Here is a 19,557-nt window from a genome sequence, read left to right as displayed (position 1 = left end):
GGGGCCGGTGAGCAGCGGCGGCACCGTGGCCGGCTCGCGGACCGGCCGGATCAGCAGGGGGGCACGCGGGCGGGGGACGGCCATCGGCTCATTGTGGCCCGGCGGCGTCGCGCTGGGCAGTCCCCGACGGCGTTTCGCGGCGTCCCGCGCGGCGTGGCGTGGCGGCTGCGGGTTGACCCTGAGACGGCTCGGGGTCGGGTCCCGGACAGTACCCGGAACCCCCGCCGCGAGGCCCGGAAATGTCGGTGGGGCCGGGTAGGTTTGGTCGCATGGTACACAGCGTTGAGCGCTTCCACGTGGCGATGGACGTGCACGATCACGTGGTCGAGCTGCGCCCGGTCGGCGAGATCGACATCGCCTCCGTGACGGCGTTCCGGGCCGCGCTCTGGGCGGCGCCGGCCCGGCCGGTGCTGCGGGTCGACCTGTCCGGTGTGCGGCTGCTCTCCGCCGCCGGGGTCCGCGCGCTGGTCGCCACCCACCTGCGGGTCCGGGCCCGCGGCGGCGAGCTGGTGCTCACCGATCCCGACCCGGTGGTGGCCCGGGTGCTGCGGGTGACCGGCCTGCACCGGGTGCTCCCGGTGCGCTGCTCCGACCGTTCGCAAGCCCTGCCCGGCCGCGCCCACGACCTGCCCGGCCGCGCCCACGACCTGGTGGCCTGCGCCGCCTGAGCCCGAGCGGGGCGCCGGGCGGCCGGAGCACGAGCGGAGCCGCTGCGCGCCCCTGGCACGAACCAGGCCGCCGCAGGTCGGCTGGGCACGAACCGGGCCGCCGCGCGTCGGCCGGGCACACTTCGGGCCGCCGGCGCGAGTGCCGACGGCCCGACGTGGACGGCGCTGCGCTCAGCGCACGCCGAGCAGGTCCACCACGAAGACGAGCGTCTCGTTCGGCTTGATGACGCCACCCGCGCCCCGGGCGCCGTAGCCCAGGTGCGGCGGGATGGTGAGCCGGCGCCGGCCGCCCACCTTCATGCCCACGACGCCCTGGTCCCAGCCGGCGATGACCTGGCCGCCGCCGAGCGGGAACTCGAACGTCTCACCCCGGTTCCACGAGGCGTCGAACTCGCGGCCGTTCGAGTGGGCCACGCCCACGTAGTGCACGCTCACCAGTTGGCCCGGGCGGGCCTCCGGGCCGTCGCCGACGGTGATGTCCTCGACGACGAGATCGGCGGGCGGCGCGCCCTCGATCGGGCCGACCTCGGGCTTGTCCATGAGCGGGTCTCCTCGGATGCTGACGGTGTGGTCACTGTCGATCCTGCCGGATCGCGACCGGCCGATACGCGCCGGTCCCCGCACACCGGCGTGGCGGGGACACGAAAGGGGGCGGGCGCCGCCTGTCGGCGACGCCCGCCCCGGGGCGAGCTGGTCACTTCAGCCAGGGGAGACGCTGGACCAGGGGGAGCCTCGCCCAGACCCGGCCGAGGCCGAGGGTGTTGCCGGCGCCCACCAGGGCCAGGCCGGCCAGCAGGCCCGCGTAGATGAGGTGGTCGTCCATGAAGGGGTTGTTCGCCGGGGGCAGCACCGCCGTCCACATCAGGACCAGGAGCAGACCGCCCGCGACCGCGGCGACCCGGATGCCGATGCCGAGCATCAGGGCGACACCGATGCCGAGCAGGCCGACCATGAACAGCGTGTCCGCCCAGGCCGCGCCGGCCAGGTTCTGGTAGAAGCCCGCGAACGGTCCCTCGACGGCGTTGCCGAGGAAGCCCTTGGTGGGGCTGCCGCCGTTGATCCAGGCGTTCTTCGCCGGGGTCTCGTGGCCGAGGCCGAACATCTTGTCGAGGAAGGCCCAGAGGAACACCCAGCCCAGGGCGAGCCGCAGACCGGCCCAGACGTACCGGGTGGCCTTCTGGCGGGTGGTCTCGGTGTGCGCCGCCGGAGCGATGGTGGCGGCGGGGGTCCGCTTGACGGCGGGGGTCCGCTCGATTGTCGCGGTCATTGTCTCCACGTCCCTTCCTGTGCCTCGCACCGCGCTTCCCGGTGGCACATTCATTCCACCGCCGCGCGGCGTCCGGGAGCAGGGCCGAGAGGTGCCCTCGTGACCGGGTCATTGGTCCCGTCCGTACCCGGTCCGGTCGGCCCGTCGCGGCCGGTCCGCCGCCCCTGACCAGGGCGCCCGCCGGCCGCCTACCGTCGCAGGTGGAGGCCCGGCACGAGGAGGTCGTGATGAGGACGTGGCAGGTGGCCGACGTGATGACCAGGGACGTCGCGACGGTGACGGAGGAGACCCCGTACCGCGAGGTGGTCGACGTGCTGGTCCGGCAGCGGATCAGCGGTGTGCCGGTGGTGGACTCGTTCCGCCGGGTGCTCGGGGTGATCTCCGAGGCGGACCTGCTGCACAAGGTGGAGCGGTCCGGCCACCCGGACGAGCGGCGGGTCTTCGAGGGGCGGCGCCGGCGTACCGCGCGGGAGAAGGCGGGCGCGCTCGTCGCCCGGGACCTGATGACCGCCCCGGCGGTCACCACCCACGAGCGGGCGTCGCTCGCGGCGACCGCCCGGCTGATGGACCAGGAGGCGGTCAAGCGGCTCCCCGTGCTGGACGACCTGGGCCGGCTCGCCGGCATCGTCACCCGCGGTGACCTGCTGCGCGTGCACCTGCGTACCGACGCGGAGATCCGCGAGGAGGTCGTGCACGAGGTGCTGCGCCGGGTGCTGTCGGTGCGCGACGGCCTGGTCACCGTCCAGGTCCGCGGCGGCGAGGTCACCATGGACGGGCGGTTGGACCGGCGCAGCGCCGTCGACCTGGCCGGCCGTCTCGCCGCCCAGGTCGCGGGCGTGGTCGCGGTGCACAACGCGATCGGGTACGACGTGGACGACACCACGCTGATGGAACTGGACCCGGTGCACGCCACCCCGGTGGCCTGAGCGCCGCCGCCCGGGCCCCACCGGTCAGGTGGGGCCCTCGGTGGCGAGCTGGGCGGCGAGCAGCGCCGGGGCCTCGGCCAGCGACGGGCCGTACCAGGTGAGGTGACGGCCGGAGACCAGCGCCGCCGGCACGCCGGGGAACGCCTCCGGCCCGTCGTCGGCGGTGAACCGGTACGGCTCGTCGGGCAGCACCACCAGGTCCGGCGCCCGGGCGCGCAGCTCGTCCAGGCCCGGCCGGGGATAGCGTTCCGGGTCGTCGGCCCAGCCGTTGCGCACACCGAGCCGGGCCAGCACGTCCCCGGCGAACGTGTCCCGCCCCAGCACCACCCACGGCCGCCGCCACACCGGCACCACGGCGGTGCGGACCCGTCCCGGCGGCGGCAGCGCGGCCCACGCGCGGCGGGCCTCGCGCAGCCACGGCGGCTCGGCCGGCGCGCCGAGCGCAACAACCAGCTCACCGAGCTGGTCGAGGGCCTCCGGCACGGTACGCGGGAAGGTGACCCGGACCGGCACCCCGGCCGCGCGCAGCGCCTCGGCGTCGGCCAGCCGGTTCTCCTCCTCGTTGAGCAGCACCAGATCCGGCTCCAGCGCGAGCACCCGGTCCAGGTCGGGGTACTTCGTCCCGCCGACCCGGGCGACGTCCAGCCCGGCCGGATGGGTGCACCAGTCGGTCGCCCCGACCAGCACCTCCGGGCGGGTGGCCGCGACCGCCTCGGTCAGCGACGGCACCAGCGACACCACCCGCACCGCGTCTCCTCCCCTCGGGCCGGACCGGCCGGTCAGTGGGCCGGCGCGGCCACGGCGTCGGCGGTCTCCGTCGGCAGGCCCGCCACCGGCACGCCCTTGCGTACCGCCCAGTCGACCGCCGCGCGCAGGTCCGCGGTGGGCAGCGGCCGCCGGGTGGTCACCCCGACCGCCGCGTGCACGGTGTACGCCATGAACGGGTACGACCGGGCCAGCGCGCCGATGGCGTCGTGCAACCGGCGTACCACGTCCAGCGCCGCCGGCTCGTCGAGCCCCGGCAGGAGGAGCTGGAACTCGTTCTCGGTGACGCGCAGCGCGCGGTCGACCGGCCGCAGGACGGCGGTGATCGCGGTGAGCACGGCGTGCCCCTCGCGGGCGACACCGCGGCGGCCGAAGCGTTCCGGCGAGCCGGGCGGCGCGTCCACCCGCAGGCCGACGAGTGCCACCGGCAGCGTGCCGGAGGCGGTCACCCCGTCCGCGCCGGACCACCGGGCCAGGCCGGGCTCGTCCAGCATCGCCTCGGCCGGCTCGACCGGCTGGTCGTTCCGGTCGCCGCGGCGGGCCAGCAGCCGCAGCGCCGCCTCGGCGCGCGGTTCGCCCGGCCCGGCCGGGATGTCCCGTACCCGGGCGATCGCCTCGTCCAGCGCGGTACGCGCCGCGGCGGGCAGCCGCTCGGCGAGCTGTTCGCGCAGCCGGATCGCCTCGTGCAGCGCCTCGTCGCGGCGGAAACCCCAGCGCCCCTCGAACAGGCGGCCGGACTCCAGCGTCGGCGCGGGCACCACGTCGGCCCGGTCGTGCGCGACGAGTGTGGCGCCGAAACGTGGGCTCAGGGCCACCACCGTCCACTCCCGGGCCAGCGCCTCCGCCTCGTCCAGCGCCACGCCGTAGGCGCCCTCGGGCAGGTCGGGCGGCGGTCCGCCGACCATCGCCACCACCGTCACGGCGGCGCGGCCGGCGATGCGCCGGTAGACCTCGCGCTCCCGGGCGAAGTACGGCAGCCGTTGGAACAGCGCGAGCACGACGAGCGGGCCGTCCTCGGCCTCGGCGAGCGCGGCGCGTTCGATGGCGTGGGAGACGGCGACGAGACTGCGTTTGGTGAACTGTTCCGGGGTCCGTCCGCTGGGCACGGGCAGAGCCTAGAGGGACGGGCGCGGTAGCGCACCGGTCGGCCGGACCGGTCTCACCGCACCGCCTACACTCGGGCGTCGACCGGACGAGGGGGATCGGGGCGAGATGACGAGCACAGGCAGCGTGGCCGCCTCCTGGCTGCGGCCGATCCCGCCCGGTGTCGCGCCGTCCCTGGTCCGTGCCGGCCACCTCGGCCACGCCGGGCGACGGCTCGGTGAGCTGGTGCAGGGCCGCCCGCCGGGGGTCACCGGCAGCCAGTGGAGCACCGCCGGGCGGGCGGCGCTCGACCTGGTGGTCTGCGCCGCCGACACCGGGCTGCCGCGCTTCGCGGTGCGGTTCACCGCGCCCGCCGGCGACGGATCGCCCGCGCGGCGGGAGGAACGGCTGACCGACGCCGTCTGCGTCGCCGTCGGCCTGCCGCTGCTGCGCGTCGAGTCGCCGACGCTGGGCGGCGCGGAACAGGCCCGCCGGTTCGCCGAGTACGTGCTGGACGCGCGGGCCTACGCCGACGGCACCGACCCGGACGGCGGCGACGCGGTCGGCTTCCGGGACATCGTCGGCCGGTTGCCGGACGGCCGGCAGGGACCGGTGAACGACCTGGGCGCGCTGGCCCGGGTCGAGGCGGTCGAGGCGTACGTGGCGGGCCGGATCGCCGACCCGATCGTGCGCGGCCTGCACGTGCGCTGGACCGGCGGCCCGGCGGAGGGCTGGGCCTGGGCCGAGGTGCGGCCCGGTCGCTGCCTGCTGGAGCGGGTCCGGCTGACCGCGCGCGGCTTCTCCTGCGGCGTCGACCCGGGCCGGCTCGCCGAGGACCTGGCCGTGGTGGCGCTGGGGGAGCGGCTGCGTGACCTCGAGGCCGCCGCGCCGTCCCTGCTGGACCGTGACGAGCTTCTCCGGCGGGTACGCGCGCTGGCCGCGCGGCGGGACTCCTTCGACGGCGGCTTCGCCTTCGATCACCTCTGCGCCGACTGAACCGTCCTCGCCGGCGACGACGGCGACTTTCGATTTTTTTTTCCGATCTCCGGTTGAACCTTCGCCGACGGCGCTCCGTACCTCATCGGGAATGGACGCAGATCTTCCCCGCCGCGCCGCCGACGGCGCGGAGACGGTGCGGAAAGGGCATCGTCGGCCATTGACGTGCGACCGAGCGTCGCAGTGATCTCACACCCCGAATTCGTCGGTCCGCCGGGATCACCAGTCAACTACCGGATCGAGAAGGAGAGCAATTCGATGCGCAGGTCCACACGGGCGCGCCGGTCATCCGGTAACGCGCGGAGCAAGCGGTTGCTGGCGGTTGTCGGCACGCTCGCGGTCTTCGGCGGCATCGTCGCCGTCACCCAGATCTCGTCCGCCCAGGACCGGCGGACGACCACCCGCGCCGCGTCGGCGTCCTGCGTGCCCGCGAGCCCGGGCGCGACCGCCCCGAACGGCCAGGGCAGCACCACCCGCACCTGGCAGAACGGCCGCTGGGTCCGCAGTCACTGGGGCGACGGCCAGATGTCACCGGCCGAGTGCCAGCAGACCAACGCGGGCGGCGCCGGCGCGGGCACCCCGACCGTGGCCTGCCCGGACGTCCGCGGCCGGCTGCCGCAGGTGCCCGACCGGGCGCGCGCCGAGGTGGACCGCACCCTGGCGCTGCTGGAGTCGCAGATCGCCGACGCGAACCGGCGGCTCGCCGCGGACGGCCGCAACGGCGGCGACTTCATCAACAACGCGATCCTGCGTCCGCTCGCGGACAAGCGCACCGCGGCGCTCAACCGGATCGCCACCGCCATCGGCCGGGTCGCCCAGCGCCCGCAGGGCCTGGACCAGCTCGCCCAGTGCGCGCTGACCGACACTCCCGGCACCGGCGGCGGCCAGAACGGCGGCAACAACAACGGCGGCAACAACGGGGGCCAGAACGGCGGCCAGAACGGCGGCGGGAACAACAACGGCGGTGGCCAGAACAACGGCGGCGGCAACGGCCTGAACGTGCTCGCCAAGGACTGCTCCGGCAGCCAGCTCCAGGCGCACGACGGTTTCCAGAACGGCAACCGGTGCGTGAGCACCGCATTCGGTGAGGTGGGCGCCGCGGCGAACAACCCGTCGCTGCTGATCACGCAGTTCCCGAACCAGGTGCGGCGCAACCAGCCGTTCACGCTCCGGGTCACCACCAAGAACCTGGTGCGCGACCGCTTCCTCGCCGCCGGCCAGGGTGGCTACTACCTGGAGAGCTCGCTGCTCAACGGTCAGGGCCTGGTACGCGGTCACTTCCACACCGCCTGCCGGATGCTCGGCAGCACCCGGCAGCCTCCGAACCCGCAGGACGTGCCGGCCTTCTTCGTCGCCACCGAGGACGGGCGGGGCGGTGATCAGCCGGACGACGTGCTGATCCAGATCCCGGGCCTGGCGCAGTCGGGCGTGGCGCAGTGCGCGGTCTGGGCCGGTGACGGCTCGCACCGCATCCCGATGATGGAGCGGGCCAACCAGACCCCCGCCATCGACGTGGTGCGCATCCGGGTCAACTGAGCCGGCGAACGGCCGCGGCCGTCCGGGGGACTTCTCCGGGCGGCCGCGGCCGTTCCCGCGTACGGCACGGTGGGAGGTGATCCCGGAAGAAATTTCGTGCCGGCGGTATCCAGCCGGATGAAAAGCGCCGACCACAGAAAGCCGATCGGGGCCACACCGATTTCTCAGCGTGACCCCGGGATGCCCGACGGTGAACCGGTGACGGTCAGCGGTTCTTGTACGCCTCGACCACCGACACCGGGATGCGCCCGCGCTCGGAAATCTCGAACCCGTTCTTGGCGGCCCATTCCCGGATGGCGCGGTTCTGCTCGCGGTCCATTCCCGAGGTGCTCGGCCGGGAGGTGCGGCGGGCGCCGCGGGTGACCTCGGTCGCTCCCCGGCCGATTCGCCTGCCAGCGCTGATGTACGGATCCAGCGCCTTGCGCAGGACGCCCGCGTTCTCGTCGGAGACGTCGATCGTGTACGCCACGCCGTCCAGGCTGAACTCGACGGTCCGATCGGCCTTTCCGCCGTCGAGGTCGTCGGTCAGAACGGTGATTACTTTCCTTGCCATCGCCATTACTCCCTGTGTCGGGCGGGGTGTGGCTAAGAGTTTGACCTACCGCGCGGTAATTCCGCAACAATAGTCGGCTGTTTCCATTCGGCGGGTCGCGGTAAACGGTGCCGCCATTGGGTGCGCGGCGCGGGAACGAGGCGCTCGAGAGTGGCGTGGGTCACAACCCGGAACAAGGGACACGTTTTGTTACTTGAGCCAGACACGCTCAACCAACGTGATGGCAGGTGTTCGATGGCAACTCTTCCGGTACTTCCTCTGACCGACGCCGTCCTGCTGCCCGGGATGGTCATCCCGGTGACCCTCGACCCGACCACCCAGGCCGCCGTCGACGCGGCGCGCGCCACCGGCGACAAGGAACTCCTGGCCGTACCCCGCATCGACGGCGAGTACGGCTCCGTCGGCGTGGTCGCCACGATCGAGAAGGTGGGCCGGCTGCCGAGCGGCGAGCCGGCGGCGGTCATCCGCGGTCTGGCCCGCGCCCGTATCGGCTCCGGCGTGCCCGGCCCCGGCGCCGCGCTCTGGGTCGAGGCGACCGCACTCGACGAGCCCGCACCGGCGGGCCGCGCCCGGGAACTCGCCCGCGAGTACCGCGCGCTCATGACGTCCGTGCTGCAACAGCGCGGCGCCTGGCAGGTGATCGACGCCATGGAGCGGATGACCGACCTGTCCGAGCTGGCCGACTCGGCCGGTTACGCGCCCTGGCTCAGCCTGACGCAGAAGACCGAACTGCTCGCCGCGCCGGACGTCACCGCCCGGCTGGAACTGCTCGTCGGCTGGGTGAAGGAACACCTGGCCGAGCAGGAGGTCACCGAGCAGATCAACAGCGACGTCCGCGAAGGGCTGGAGAAGTCCCAGCGGGAGTTCCTGCTCCGCCAGCAGCTCGCCGCGATCCGCAAGGAACTCGGCGAGGACGAGCCGGACGGCTCCGCCGACTACCGCTCCCGGGTGGAGTCCGCCGACCTGCCGGAGAAGGTACGCGAGGCGGCGCTGCGCGAGGTCGGCAAGCTGGAGCGGGCAAGCGACGCCTCACCCGAGGCGGGCTGGATCCGCACCTGGCTGGACACCGTCCTGGAGATGCCGTGGAGCACGCGTACCCAGGACAACACGGACCTGGCCGCGGCCCGGGCCGTGCTCGACGCCGACCACGCCGGCCTGGCCGACGTGAAGGACCGCATCCTGGAGTACCTCGCGGTGCGCAACCGGCGCGCGGAGCGCAACCTCGGCGTGGTCGGCGGACGCGGCTCCGGCGCGGTGCTGGCCCTGGCCGGCCCGCCCGGTGTCGGCAAGACCAGCCTCGGCGAGTCGGTCGCCCGGGCGCTGGGCCGCAACTTCGTCCGCGTCTCCCTCGGCGGTGTCCGGGACGAGGCGGAGATCCGCGGCCACCGGCGCACCTACGTCGGCGCGCTGCCCGGCCGGATCGTGCGGGCGCTGCGCGAGGCCGGCTCGATGAACCCGGTCGTGCTGCTCGACGAGGTCGACAAGCTGGCCGCCGGCTACTCCGGTGACCCGGCGGCGGCCCTGCTGGAGGTGCTCGACCCGGCGCAGAACCACACGTTCCGCGACCACTACCTGGAGGTCGACCTCGACCTGTCCGACGTGCTGTTCCTGGCCACCGCCAACGTGGTCGAGGCGATCCCCGGCCCGCTGCTGGACCGGATGGAACTCGTCGCGCTGGACGGCTACACCGAGGACGAGAAGGTCGCCATCGCCCGGGACCACCTGCTGCCCCGGCAGCGGGACCGGGCCGGGCTGACCGCCGACGAGGTCGACGTCGCCGACGAGGCGCTGGCGCTGATCGCGGGCGAGTACACCCGGGAGGCCGGCGTCCGGCAGCTCGAACGGGCCCTCGCGAAGATCCTGCGCAAGGTCGCCGTCGCGCTCGCCGAGGACGCCGCGCCGGTGCACGTCGACGCCGGCAACCTGGCCCGCTACCTGGGCCGGCCGAAGTTCACCCCGGAGTCGGCCGAGCGGACCGCCGTGCCCGGCGTGGCGACCGGCCTGGCCGTCACCGGCGCCGGTGGCGACGTGCTGTTCATCGAGGCCACCACGATGGAGGGCGAGCCGGGGCTGACGCTCACCGGCCAGCTCGGCGACGTGATGAAGGAGTCCGCGCACATCGCGTGGTCGTACCTGCGGTCGAACGGACGGCGGTACGGCCTGGACCCGAACGCCCTGGCCGGGCGGCGGATCCACCTGCACGTCCCGGCGGGCGCGGTGCCCAAGGACGGCCCGAGCGCCGGCATCACCATGGTGACCGCGCTGGCGTCCCTGGTGACCGGGCGGCCGGTGCGGCCCGAGTTCGGGATGACCGGCGAGGTGACGCTCTCCGGCCGGGTGCTGCCGATCGGCGGGGTGAAGCAGAAGCTGCTCGCCGCGCACCGGGCCGGTCTCACCGAGGTGATCATCCCGAAGCGCAACGAGCCGGACCTGGACGACCTGCCGGCCGAGGTGCGGGAGGCGCTGACCGTGCACACCCTGTCCGACGTGGCGGACGTGCTCGCGCTGGCGCTGCGCCCGGTCGAGATCGACACGGAGTCGCTGGACGGTCCGGCGCTCGCCGCGGCCTGACGACCGATGCGCCCCGGCCACAGACGCACTGTGGCCGGGGCGCCGTCGTGTCCGCCCGCGGGTCGCGCCGGGCTCAGCGGCGGTCGCGCCGCTCGTAGCCCCGGTCGCGGCGCTCGCCCGTACCGTCGCCGTCGCGGTCCCGGCGCACCGTCGCCTTGCGGCCCTTGATGGTGGTGCCGCGCAGCCCGGCGATGATCTCGTCGGCCACCCCCTGCGGCACCTCGACCAGGGAGAACCGGTCCGCGATCTCGATCGAGCCGATGTCCCGGCCGTTGATCCGGGTCTCCCCGGTGATCGCGCCGACCAGGTCCTGCGGCCGTACCCCGGCCCGGCGGCCCAGCCCGATGAAGACCTGGGTGGTCCCGCCGGTACGCGGGCGCCCCGGGCCCCGGCGCTCGCCCCGCCCGCCGGTCTCCGGCCGGCCCTCGCGCGGACCGCGGACCGGGACCTGCGGGATCTCCTCCTCGTCGTCCGAGCCCGGCGACGTCGCCTCGTGCGCCAGCTTCACCGCCGCCAGCGCCACCTCGACCAGGTCGAACTCGTCGGTGAGCGACTCCACGATCGCCCGGTACGGGTCGAGGTCGTCCTCCAGCAGGCTCTCCCGCAGCGCGCCCTGGGTCAGCTCCAGCCGCCGGGTGCGCATGTCCGCCACCGTGGGGATCTTGTCGATGGTGATCCGCTGCCCGGTGACCCGCTCGATGGTCTTGAGCATCCGGTGCTCGCGCGGCTCGGCGAGCGTGATCGCCACACCCTCCCGCCCGGCCCGGCCGACCCGCCCGATCCGGTGCACGTACGACTCCGGCGCGGACGGGACGTCGTAGTTGACCACGTGGGTGAGCTGCTCGACGTCCAGCCCTCGGGCGGCCACGTCGGTGGCGACCAGCAGGTCCGCCGTGCCGGCGCGCAGCCGGCCCATCACCCGGTCCCGCTGCTCCTGGCTCATCCCGCCGTGCAGCGCCTCGGCCCGGTAGCCCCGGCCGTTCATCGTCTCGGTGAGCCGGTCCACCTCCTCGCGGCTGCGGCAGAACACGATCGCCGCGGTCGGCGACTCCACGTCCAGGACCCGGCCCAGCGCGGCCGGCTTGTGCCCCCGGGCCACGATGTACGCGCTCTGCCGCACCCGGGGCGCCTCCCCGGCGACCGGCCGCTCCCGCTCGATGCGGATGCGGACCGGGTCGGTCAGGTGCTGCCGGGCCAGCCCGTCGATGCGGGCCGGCATGGTGGCCGAGAACAGCACCGTCTGCCGGCCGTCCGGGGCGTGCTCCAGGATCGCCTCGATGTCCTCGGCGAAGCCCATGTCGAGCATCTCGTCCGCCTCGTCCAGCACCACCGTGCTCAGCGCACCGAGGCGCAGCGTGCCCCGGGCGATGTGGTCCAGGGCCCGGCCCGGCGTCGCCACCACCACGTCCACGCCGTGGTCGAGCGCGCGCAACTGCCGGCCGATCGGCTGCCCGCCGTAGATCGGCAGCACCCGGGCGCCCAGATCCTTGCCGTAGCGGTGGAACGCCTCGGAGACCTGCACGGCCAGCTCACGGGTCGGCACCAGCACCAGCGACACCGGGTCGCCCTCGGCCCGGCCGACCGGCATCCGCTGCAACAGCGGCAGCGCGAACGCGGCGGTCTTGCCCGTACCGGTCGCCGCCTGCCCCAGCAGATCCTGCCCGGCCAGCAACGGAGGGATGGCCTCCCGCTGGATCGGCGTCGGTTCCTCGTACCCGAGCGCGGACAGCGCGCCCAGCAACTCGGTGCGGAGCCCGAGATCGGCGAAGGCGAAGGCGTCCTCGGCGTCGTCGGGAACGGCGGGGTCGGTCGGGGTCGGTGCGGCGGTCATGCGACAAGTTTTTCATCACCGCCGCGCGGCGGTCGCGGCGACCGGGGCAAACGTTCGCCGCGCCACCCCTGTGCCGTCCCCTCCGGGTGATCCGGCGTGGCCCCGTGCCCCCGCCGGATCACCGGGACAGGACGGCCAGCAGCGTGGTGAGACCCACCCCGACGTCGAACACCGCGCACCACAGCGCGTACCCGCGCGGCACCACCGCGCCGGTGCGGTGGTACCAGGCGTCCCACGCCGCGTGCACGAGCCAGCCCACCCCGACGAGCACCCCGGCGACGTCGGCGGACGCGATCATCGCCACGACCGCCAGGCCGCCCCACACGGCCGCCCCGGCGAGCTGCGCCGCCAGCGCGCGCCGGTCGCCCCACTGCCGCCGCCAGGTGCCGATCAGCAGGTAGCCGGCCGGCAGGACCAGCAGCGTCCAGGGCGCGAAGACGGTCGGCGCGAACCACATGTCCACGGTCATGAGCAGCCCCAGCCCGGCCGGCCACCCCCGCGCCACCGCCGCGGCGACCGGGTGCCGGCGCGGCGGCGCCGCGGGCGCGTGCCGGTGCCGCAGCGCCACCAGCAGCATCGCCGGAACCATCAGCAGGTGACCGCCGAGCAGCAGCATGTCGTCCCCGACCCACCCGGCCCACCAGGGCGGGAGCAGCAGCAGGAACGGCACGTACATGGCCGCCGACATCTCCGCGGTGGCGGCCCGGCCGTCCCCCCGGTACCACATCCACGCGGCCATGCCCGCGGCCATGTTCGTCGCCATCACCAGCGCGCCCACGTCCGGCCGCGCCAGCACCGCCGCGCCGCCCAGCAGCCGCCCGCCCACCTGCCACAGCGGCCCGAGCAGCACCATCCCGGCCACCATCGCCACCACCATCCCGGCCAGGTGCCGGGTCCGCGCCCACCCGGCCCACCGCCGGGGTACGACAACAGTCATCTCCGTCATGCCCCGACCCTGCCGCCGCCGGGCGCACCGGAGAAGGCGCGTCAGTCACCGGGAAACCGTGCGGAACGCACGATCCGGCCGTGACATCTCGCAGGGGCGGGCGGGCCGGCGCACGCCCTAGGATCGGCGGGCATGACAGTCGACTCCGCCGACCACCGGCTGCGCCGGGCCCGGCGGGTCACCCTGCTGTCGCTGGCCACCAACGTGTGGACCACCGTGCTGCTGCCCGTGGTCGGCCTGACCCGTGAACCCGACCCGGTACGCGTCGCGCTCGGCGCCGCCGGGCTGCTCGCCTTCACCGCGGCCCAGATCGCGGTGCTGCACGCGGCCGTCACGCCGTGGCTGCCCCTACCGGCCCGCCGTCGCCGGCACGCCGCGCTCACAGTGGCGGCGTTGCTCAGCCTGCCGCTGCTCGGCCCGGCCGCGGCCGGCTCCTGGCCCACCTGGGCGTGGCTGGGCGCGTCCCTGGTCGGCATGGTGCCGCTGCTGTTCCGGCCCGTCGTCGCGGCGGTGGCGGCGGCCGGCGTCCTCGCGGTGTCCGCCGCCGTCACCTGGTCCACGGGTGGGCCGGTGCCCACGGCGCTGCTGGTCACCGGCGCGGTGGGCGCCGGCATCGCCGCGCTCACCTGGGTGCAGGTCTGGTTCTGGGACCTGCTCGTCGAGGCCCGGCAGGGGCAGGCCGCCCAGGCGCGGCTCGCCGCGGCCGAGGAACGGTTGCGCTTCGCCCGGGACGTACACGATCTGCTCGGCCACGACCTCACGGTGATCGCGCTCAAGGCCGAGCTGGCGGAGCGGCTGGCGCCGCGCGACGCCGGCCGGGCCGCCCGGGAGGCGGCCGAGGCGCGGCGGCTGGCCGGCTCGGCGCTGACCCGGGTCCGGGCGGCGGTGCACGGCTACCGTGCCGTCGACCTGGTCGAGCAGGCCGCCGCGGTGGGGGAGGTGCTGCGTTCCAGCGGGGTACGCACGACTGTGGTCCCGCCGGACGGTGAGGTGCCCGCGCCGATCGCCGCCGACCTGGCCGCCGTGTTGCGCGAGGCCGGGACGAACGTGCTGCGGCACAGCCGGGCCGGCTGGTGCCGGATCGAGATCACCCGGGAGGACGGCGTGGTGACGCTGACCGTACGCAACGACGGCGTCCGCGACGACGGCGGACCGGACCGGCTCAGCGGCGGCCTGCGCGGCCTGGCCGACCGGCTCGCACCGGCCGGCGGACGGGTCCGGGCCGAGGCCGCCGACGGCGTGTTCAGCCTGGTGGCGACAGTGCCGGTGACGCCGTGATCCGGGTGCTGCTGGCCGACGACGAGGAGCTGATCCGGCTCGCCCTGGCCGCCCTGCTCGACCTGGAACCGGACATCGAGGTGGTCGCGCACGCCCACGACGGGCGCAGCGCCCTGGACGCGGCGCTGGCCCACCGCCCGGACGTCGCCGTGCTCGACCTGGAGATGCCGCCGCCCGGCGGCGTCGAGGTCGCCGCCGAGCTGACCCGGGCGCTGCCCGGCTGCGCCCCGGTGATCCTCACCGGACACGGCCGGCCCGCCCAGCTCCGGCCGGCGCTCACCGCCGGGGTGCGCGGGTTCCTCGCCAAGGGTGCCCCCGGCGGCGCGCTGGCCGACGTGATCCGCCGGGTGCACTCCGGCGCCCGCTACGTCGATCCGGCGCTCGCGGCCGACGCGCTCACCCTGCCGGAGTGCCCGCTCACACCGCGTGAGCTGGAGACGCTGCGGCTGGCCGAGCTGGGCACGCCGGTCGCGGTGATCGCCCGGCGGACCCACCTGGCCGCCGGCACGGTCCGCAACCACCTGAGCGCCTGTGTGCAGAAGCTCGGCGCCGCCGACCGGGCGGAGGCGGTACGGCGGGCGCGGGAGGCCGGCTGGCTCTGACGTACGGGACGTCGCGGGCGGCTGACGCCGACTAGCCTGATCACGTGCGGACGGTCGAACTGCTCTGCTCTCCCGAACTGGAAGCGGCGGTTCGCGCTGCCTGGGGCCGGCTCGCCGCCGCCGGGCTGCCCAGCCTGGCCCGCAACACGCACCCGACGAACCGGCCGCACCTCACGCTCGCCTCGGTCGAGGAGTTCCCGCCCGGCGCCGAGCAGCGCCTCGCCGACCTCTGCGACGCGGCGCTGCCGCTGCCGGTACGGCTGGGCCGGGTGGCGGTCCTCGACGGCAGCGCGCCGCTGGTGTGGCTGGTCCGGCCGACACCGCAGCTGGTCGCGCTGCACGGCGCGGTCTGGGACGTGCTCGCCGAGGCGTCCGGCGGGCACTCGTGGCATCAGCCGGGCCGGTGGGTGCCGCACCTGAGCCTGGCGTTGCGGTTCGGCGCGGCGGACCGGCGGCGCGCCCGGGCGGTCGCCGGTGCGCACCCGCCGGCCGGTGCGTTCGTGGCGGCGCGCAGCTACGACGGCGGCACCCGCACGATCAGCGAGCTGACCACCGCCTGCCCGCGTTCCGGGGGCTGAGCCGGGGCCGCCCCCACGACAGGGGACGGCCCCGAGTGTCAGCGGTGGAAGCGCAGGTAGTCGAACTCCGCGGTCACCGCCGGTGTCGCGCCGCCGTGCGCCACCAGTCCGATCCGCGGCGTCGTGTCCGCCGGGAACGTCCACACCGCGCCCCACGTCCAGTGCTTCCCGTCGCGGCTGGACCCGGCCCGGAACTCGTGCTCGCCGTTGACGGGGTCGATCCGGTGGGCCAGCCGCAGCCAGGTGGTGGTGCCCGGGGTGCCGACGATGCTGCCGCCGTACACGGGCTGCCCGGCGAAGGGCAGCTCGTAGCCGTACTCGACCTGCCGGGTGTTCCAGATCGCCACCTGGGTCAGCCGGGCGAACCGGTCGTCGTCGACGTACGCGACCAGGCCCGCCTGCTGGTAGTTGCGCACGCTGTCCTCGCCCAGGTCGAGCGTCACCTTGGTCTCGGCGACGTAGTTGCCGGCCGGCGCGTCCCGCAGCAGCACCCCGGCGGTGTTGCCGGTGCCGGACAGGTCGGCGTCCTGGACCGGCCAGCGCAGCGCGCCGCCACTGACGGTGGCGGCCGGGTCCTGGCGTACCCACTGCCAGGCCGGGTCGAGGCGGGCGGTGAACTCGTCGGAGTAGCCGCGCAGCACCGGGCCGACGCGCGGGTCGGGGACGGTGTGCCGCGCCGGGCGGTACAGGCGGGCGGCGCTGACGTTGTCGAACTCGGCCGGGCCGCCCTCGGCGCGCACGGACAGCTCACCCGTCGCGGGGCGGGGCAGCCGCACCGTCACCCGGGCGACCGGGTCGCCGAGGCGCGACGGGCTGAGCGTGGCGACGAGCTGCCGCCCGCGTACCTCGATCGCGAGATCGTGCCGGTCGCGCAGGTCGAGGCCGGCGGGCAGCGCGGTGGTCGCGGCGCCCGCCGTGAGCCGGCCGCGTCCGACGCGGACGTCCACGCCGTCCACCCGCAGCCCGGCGGTGGTCGCGCCGGTCAGCCGCAGGTCGGTCTCCACGCGCAGGTCGCCGCCGATCCGGGTACGTGAGGTGAGCGTGCCGCTGCCGGTCAGCACCCCGCCGGCGGCCTGCCAGCGGCCGTGCTCGGCCCGCCAGCCGCGCAGGTCGGCGGTGGCGAAACGGGCGTCGATCGGGCCGGTGGTGACCGGTGCGGGCCGGACGCTGTCGGAGGGACCGGCGCCCGCGTTGACAGTGGGCCACCCGTCGATCCAGTCGAGCCGGTCGAGCAGCATCGGCCGCTCGTTGACGCCGAACGGCTCGTCCAGGTACGGGTCGGCGCGGTCGATCGCGTGGTAGGCGATCCAGTGCTGCCCGGACAGGTCGGTGAGGACCGCGTTGTGCCCGGTGCCGATCCAGCGGTTGCCGTTCTGGGTGAGCACCGGTGTGCCGCCGGCCCGGGACACGTCGAGGCGCTGCCCGTCGCGGTCGGTGAACGGGCCGCGCGGGTCACGGGATCGGCCGACCTGGACCGAGTAGCCGGTGGCCGGGCCGGCGCAGCAGTTCGCGGTGGACGCGAACAGGTAGTACCAGCCGTCGCGGCGCAGCACGTACGCGCCCTCGAACTTGTTGTCGATCGCGACCGGCGTCGGCGTGCCGACCGCGCGCAGCCCGTCCGGGGACAGCTCGGTGACCGAGATGCCGCCGTAGTAGCTGCCGTAGTAGAGCCAGTGGCGGCCGTCGGCGCCGGTGAGCTGGCTCGGGTCGATCGTCCACAGGTAGCCGCCGCCGGCGCCCGGGCGCGGCGCGACCACTGGCGTGTCGGCGAACGTCCACGGCCCCGCCGGGCTCGGCGCGGTGGCCACGCCCACGGCGGTGTCGAACGTGTCGTCGGAGACGCCTGTGTCGGTGACCGTCACGTACATCACCCACCGGCCCGCCACCCGCCGCACGTCGGGCGCCCAGAACGCGGCACCGGGCGCGGCGTAGGCGGGCCGCTGGTCCGGGGCGAACGCGTCGCCGACGTAGGCCCAGTCGACCAGGTCGGCGGAGCGGGCGATCGGCACCCGGTGCGCGCGCCCCTCGCCCTCGCGCAGCGGGTCGGAGGTGCCGAAGGCGTACCAGAGTCCGTCGTCGCCGCGCACCACGACCGGGTCGGCGAAGGTGTCGGCGAACCCGGCGGAGACCGGGTTGCGGTAGCGGTCGGGCCCGGCGGCGGACGCGGGGGCCGCGCCGGCGAGCAGAAGCGTGAGTACGGCGGCGAGCGCGCCACCGCGGCGGAGGTGTCCCATCGGGCCTGCCCTCGGGAGTAGACGGAGGTGCGGTGCCACCGTTTCTACAACGTTGGAGAGAGTGCTGTAAAGAACCCCGGGACCGTTCGGCGCGGCCCGAACCGTGCCCGTGTCAACATGGGCCGATGACCACTGGCGCCGACGGCCGCGGACTCGCCGGGTTCGCCGCGCTGCTCGCCGACCCCACCCGGGCCGGCTTCTGCCTCGCCCTGCTCGACGGCCGCGCCTGGACCGCCGGGGAACTGGCCCGCGCCGCCGGGGTCGCCGCGTCCACCGCGAGCGACCACCTCACTCGGCTGGTGGCCGGCGGCCTGCTCGTCGAGGAGCGGCAGGGCCGCCACCGGTACGTCCGCCTCGCCGACCCGGGCGTCGCCCACCTCGTCGAGGACCTGGCCGCGCGGGCGCCCGCACCGGCCACCCCGCCCCGCACGTTGCGCGCCGCGTCGGCCGGCGTCGCCCTGGCGTACGCCCGCACCTGCTACGACCACCTGGCCGGACGGCTCGGCGTGCTGGTGTACGACGCCCTGCTCGACCGCGGCGTGCTCGACCGCTCCGGCGGCCTGGCGCTGACCGGCAACGGCGTGACCTGGCTGGCCGGTCTCGGCGTACCGGTCGAACCGCTGCGCGCGACGCGACGGCCGCTCGTCCGCGACTGCCTGGACTGGACCGAACGGCGCCCGCACCTGGCCGGCGCGCTCGGGGCGGCGCTGTGCGGACGCTTCCTCGACCTCGGCTGGACCGTGCGGGGCGCCGGGCGAGCGGTACGGCTCACGCCGTCCGGCCGGTACGCGCTGGCCGAGGCGCTCGCGCTCGACCCGGCGCTGCTGGCCCCGCCCGCGTCCCGCGACAGCGGCCCGGCGCGCGCCTGAGCCGCCCGTGCCCGCGGCACCGGTCCCGCCCGCGCCGGGCCGCCGGGTGTGCCCGGCCGGATCGTTCGGTCCGGACCGAACTGTCGGCGCCCTACGGTCGGACGATGGATTCACCGACGATCACGGCTGCTCCGGGCACACCGCCCTGCGGGCCGCCGACCTCGGACGACGGCGGCTGGGTGGTCACCCGGTACGCGGACGTCGTCTCCGTCCTGACCGATCCCCGCTGCGTGGTGCCGCCCGCCGAGGAGGCGCCGGAGGGTGGCCTGGCATGGCTGCGCGCCTCGGTGAGCCGGTTCAGTCCGCCGGACCGGCATGCCGCGCGGCGAGCCGTCGGAGTGGCGGTGCTCGACACCCTCGACCCACGGGAACTGCGTGTGGCCGCGGAACGGCTCACCGGGCGGATCCTCGACCGCGCCGCGACCGGGGACGACGGCGGTGACCGGGTGGACGTGACCGGTGACCTGGCTCGGCGCGTACCCCTCGTGGTGCTGGCGGAGCGGCTCGGCCTGGCCGAATGTGCTGGTCGGGCATGGCCTCACGGCCCTCGCTTCGCTCGGTGCGATCGCTCATGCCCGGCGGCGGCCGTCGCGGAGGTGACGGCGGTGGCCGCCGCGTACCACCCGGGCGCCGGCCCGGCGGCGGTGCGGCGGGCGGACCGGGCGGTGGCGGCGCTGCTGGCCATGTCGCCGCCCGCTCCGGCCGAGGTGACAGCGAACCGGCTCGGGCTGCTGGTGCAGGCCGCCGACGCCACCGCCGGGCTGATCGTGGCCGCCGTCCGGCACGGGCTCGCCGCGCCGGACGGGCTCGGGACCGACGCGCTGCTCGCCGAGGTGCAGCACCTCGGCGAGCAG

General features: G+C 75.4%; 18 protein-coding genes. 10 read left to right on the top strand and 8 right to left on the bottom strand.

The window, feature by feature from the left end:
* Positions 1–269: 269 nt before the first annotated feature.
* On the top strand, positions 270–668 hold the full coding sequence (locus tag EAD96_RS23875) for an STAS domain-containing protein (protein ID WP_233586147.1): 399 nt from the start codon (positions 270–272) through the stop codon (positions 666–668).
* A 171-nt stretch (positions 669–839) separates the two neighbouring features.
* Here EAD96_RS23875 and EAD96_RS23870 read toward each other — a convergent pair whose 3' ends face one another.
* Entirely contained in the window at positions 840–1,208 is a 369-nt protein-coding gene (locus EAD96_RS23870) for an FKBP-type peptidyl-prolyl cis-trans isomerase (protein WP_120569670.1), read from the bottom strand.
* A gap of 154 nt (positions 1,209–1,362) precedes the next feature.
* Entirely contained in the window at positions 1,363–1,935 is a 573-nt protein-coding gene (locus tag EAD96_RS23865) for a DoxX family membrane protein (protein WP_120569671.1), read from the bottom strand.
* A 227-nt stretch (positions 1,936–2,162) separates the two neighbouring features.
* Between EAD96_RS23865 and EAD96_RS23860 the strand changes: the two genes are divergently transcribed.
* The gene (locus EAD96_RS23860; RefSeq protein ID WP_120573754.1) at positions 2,163–2,861 is read left to right on the top strand and encodes a CBS domain-containing protein; all 699 of its coding nucleotides are present in this window, start codon (positions 2,163–2,165) and stop codon (positions 2,859–2,861) included.
* A 24-nt stretch (positions 2,862–2,885) separates the two neighbouring features.
* Here EAD96_RS23860 and EAD96_RS23855 read toward each other — a convergent pair whose 3' ends face one another.
* Both EAD96_RS23855 and EAD96_RS23850 read right to left on the bottom strand, forming a co-directional pair.
* Entirely contained in the window at positions 2,886–3,608 is a 723-nt protein-coding gene (locus tag EAD96_RS23855; RefSeq protein ID WP_121685841.1) for a helical backbone metal receptor, read from the bottom strand.
* Positions 3,609–3,640: 32 nt separating this feature from the next.
* A complete protein-coding gene (locus EAD96_RS23850) occupies positions 3,641–4,732 on the bottom strand; it encodes a DICT sensory domain-containing protein (RefSeq protein ID WP_120569673.1) in 1,092 nt (363 codons plus the stop codon).
* Between the two features lie 106 nt (positions 4,733–4,838).
* Between EAD96_RS23850 and EAD96_RS23845 the strand changes: the two genes are divergently transcribed.
* Together EAD96_RS23845 and EAD96_RS23840 are read left to right on the top strand one after the other, a co-directional pair.
* Positions 4,839–5,705, top strand: a complete 867-nt coding sequence (locus tag EAD96_RS23845; protein ID WP_121685840.1) for a DUF2726 domain-containing protein — start codon at positions 4,839–4,841, stop codon at positions 5,703–5,705.
* A gap of 312 nt (positions 5,706–6,017) precedes the next feature.
* Positions 6,018–7,241 (top strand): hypothetical protein, encoded by a 1,224-nt coding sequence (locus EAD96_RS23840; protein ID WP_121685839.1) that lies wholly within the window; start codon positions 6,018–6,020, stop codon positions 7,239–7,241.
* A 205-nt stretch (positions 7,242–7,446) separates the two neighbouring features.
* Here EAD96_RS23840 and EAD96_RS23835 read toward each other — a convergent pair whose 3' ends face one another.
* Positions 7,447–7,794, bottom strand: coding sequence for an Lsr2 family protein (locus tag EAD96_RS23835; RefSeq protein WP_120573755.1), 348 nt, complete (start codon positions 7,792–7,794; stop codon positions 7,447–7,449).
* Positions 7,795–8,028: 234 nt separating this feature from the next.
* On the opposite strand from EAD96_RS23835, the gene lon reads away from it, so the two are divergent.
* Positions 8,029–10,365 (top strand): endopeptidase La, encoded by a 2,337-nt coding sequence (gene lon / locus EAD96_RS23830; RefSeq protein WP_121685838.1) that lies wholly within the window; start codon positions 8,029–8,031, stop codon positions 10,363–10,365.
* A 73-nt stretch (positions 10,366–10,438) separates the two neighbouring features.
* On the opposite strand, the gene EAD96_RS23825 is transcribed toward lon, so the two are convergent.
* Positions 10,439–12,196, bottom strand: a complete 1,758-nt coding sequence (locus tag EAD96_RS23825; RefSeq protein ID WP_120569677.1) for a DEAD/DEAH box helicase — start codon at positions 12,194–12,196, stop codon at positions 10,439–10,441.
* Positions 12,197–12,314: 118 nt separating this feature from the next.
* Entirely contained in the window at positions 12,315–13,142 is an 828-nt protein-coding gene (locus EAD96_RS23820) for a hypothetical protein (RefSeq protein WP_121685837.1), read from the bottom strand.
* A gap of 132 nt (positions 13,143–13,274) precedes the next feature.
* On the opposite strand from EAD96_RS23820, the gene EAD96_RS23815 reads away from it, so the two are divergent.
* From EAD96_RS23815 to EAD96_RS23805, 3 genes are read left to right on the top strand one after another with little or no spacing between them, the layout of a single operon-like run.
* On the top strand, positions 13,275–14,420 hold the full coding sequence (locus EAD96_RS23815; RefSeq protein ID WP_121685836.1) for a sensor histidine kinase: 1,146 nt from the start codon (positions 13,275–13,277) through the stop codon (positions 14,418–14,420).
* Positions 14,417–15,022 (top strand): response regulator transcription factor, encoded by a 606-nt coding sequence (locus EAD96_RS23810; RefSeq protein WP_120569680.1) that lies wholly within the window; start codon positions 14,417–14,419, stop codon positions 15,020–15,022. Before EAD96_RS23815 ends, EAD96_RS23810 begins: the two co-directional genes overlap by 4 nt.
* A 44-nt stretch (positions 15,023–15,066) precedes the next feature.
* The gene (locus EAD96_RS23805; protein ID WP_121685835.1) at positions 15,067–15,600 is read left to right on the top strand and encodes a 2'-5' RNA ligase family protein; all 534 of its coding nucleotides are present in this window, start codon (positions 15,067–15,069) and stop codon (positions 15,598–15,600) included.
* 38 nt (positions 15,601–15,638) lie between these two features.
* Here EAD96_RS23805 and EAD96_RS23800 read toward each other — a convergent pair whose 3' ends face one another.
* Positions 15,639–17,834 carry a family 43 glycosylhydrolase gene (locus EAD96_RS23800; protein ID WP_121685834.1) on the bottom strand — a complete coding sequence of 732 codons (2,196 nt, stop codon included), beginning with the start codon at positions 17,832–17,834 and terminating at the stop codon, positions 15,639–15,641.
* Positions 17,835–17,959: 125 nt separating this feature from the next.
* Here EAD96_RS23800 and EAD96_RS23795 point away from each other — a divergent pair, with 125 nt between their 5' ends.
* Both EAD96_RS23795 and EAD96_RS23790 read left to right on the top strand, forming a co-directional pair.
* A complete protein-coding gene (locus EAD96_RS23795; RefSeq protein ID WP_121685833.1) occupies positions 17,960–18,703 on the top strand; it encodes a helix-turn-helix transcriptional regulator in 744 nt (247 codons plus the stop codon).
* 104 nt (positions 18,704–18,807) lie between these two features.
* On the top strand, positions 18,808–19,557 hold a 750-nt coding region (locus EAD96_RS23790; protein WP_233586146.1), incomplete at its 3' end, for a cytochrome P450.

The sequence above is a fragment of the Micromonospora sp. BL1 genome (assembly GCF_003667485.1).
Classification (GTDB): Bacteria; Actinomycetota; Actinomycetes; order Mycobacteriales; family Micromonosporaceae; genus Micromonospora; species Micromonospora tulbaghiae.
This window is presented reverse-complemented; position numbering and strand designations above follow the sequence as displayed.

What these genes read in the sequence shown, in the direction of transcription:
- EAD96_RS23860 (WP_120573754.1), top strand. Translation starts at nt 2,163, where the DNA reads ATGAGGACGTGGCAGGTGGCCGACGTGATGACCAGGGACGTCGCGACG.
- EAD96_RS23815 (WP_121685836.1), top strand. Translation starts at nt 13,275, where the DNA reads ATGACAGTCGACTCCGCCGACCACCGGCTGCGCCGGGCCCGGCGGGTC.
- EAD96_RS23870 (WP_120569670.1), bottom strand. Translation starts at nt 1,208, where the DNA reads ATGGACAAGCCCGAGGTCGGCCCGATCGAGGGCGCGCCGCCCGCCGAT.
- EAD96_RS23835 (WP_120573755.1), bottom strand. Translation starts at nt 7,794, where the DNA reads ATGGCAAGGAAAGTAATCACCGTTCTGACCGACGACCTCGACGGCGGA.
- EAD96_RS23820 (WP_121685837.1), bottom strand. Translation starts at nt 13,142, where the DNA reads ATGACGGAGATGACTGTTGTCGTACCCCGGCGGTGGGCCGGGTGGGCG.
- EAD96_RS23795 (WP_121685833.1), top strand. Translation starts at nt 17,960, where the DNA reads ATGACCACTGGCGCCGACGGCCGCGGACTCGCCGGGTTCGCCGCGCTG.
- EAD96_RS23845 (WP_121685840.1), top strand. Translation starts at nt 4,839, where the DNA reads ATGACGAGCACAGGCAGCGTGGCCGCCTCCTGGCTGCGGCCGATCCCG.
- EAD96_RS23865 (WP_120569671.1), bottom strand. Translation starts at nt 1,935, where the DNA reads ATGACCGCGACAATCGAGCGGACCCCCGCCGTCAAGCGGACCCCCGCC.
- EAD96_RS23800 (WP_121685834.1), bottom strand. Translation starts at nt 17,834, where the DNA reads ATGGGACACCTCCGCCGCGGTGGCGCGCTCGCCGCCGTACTCACGCTT.
- EAD96_RS23825 (WP_120569677.1), bottom strand. Translation starts at nt 12,196, where the DNA reads ATGACCGCCGCACCGACCCCGACCGACCCCGCCGTTCCCGACGACGCC.
- EAD96_RS23875 (WP_233586147.1), top strand. Translation starts at nt 270, where the DNA reads ATGGTACACAGCGTTGAGCGCTTCCACGTGGCGATGGACGTGCACGAT.
- lon (WP_121685838.1), top strand. Translation starts at nt 8,029, where the DNA reads ATGGCAACTCTTCCGGTACTTCCTCTGACCGACGCCGTCCTGCTGCCC.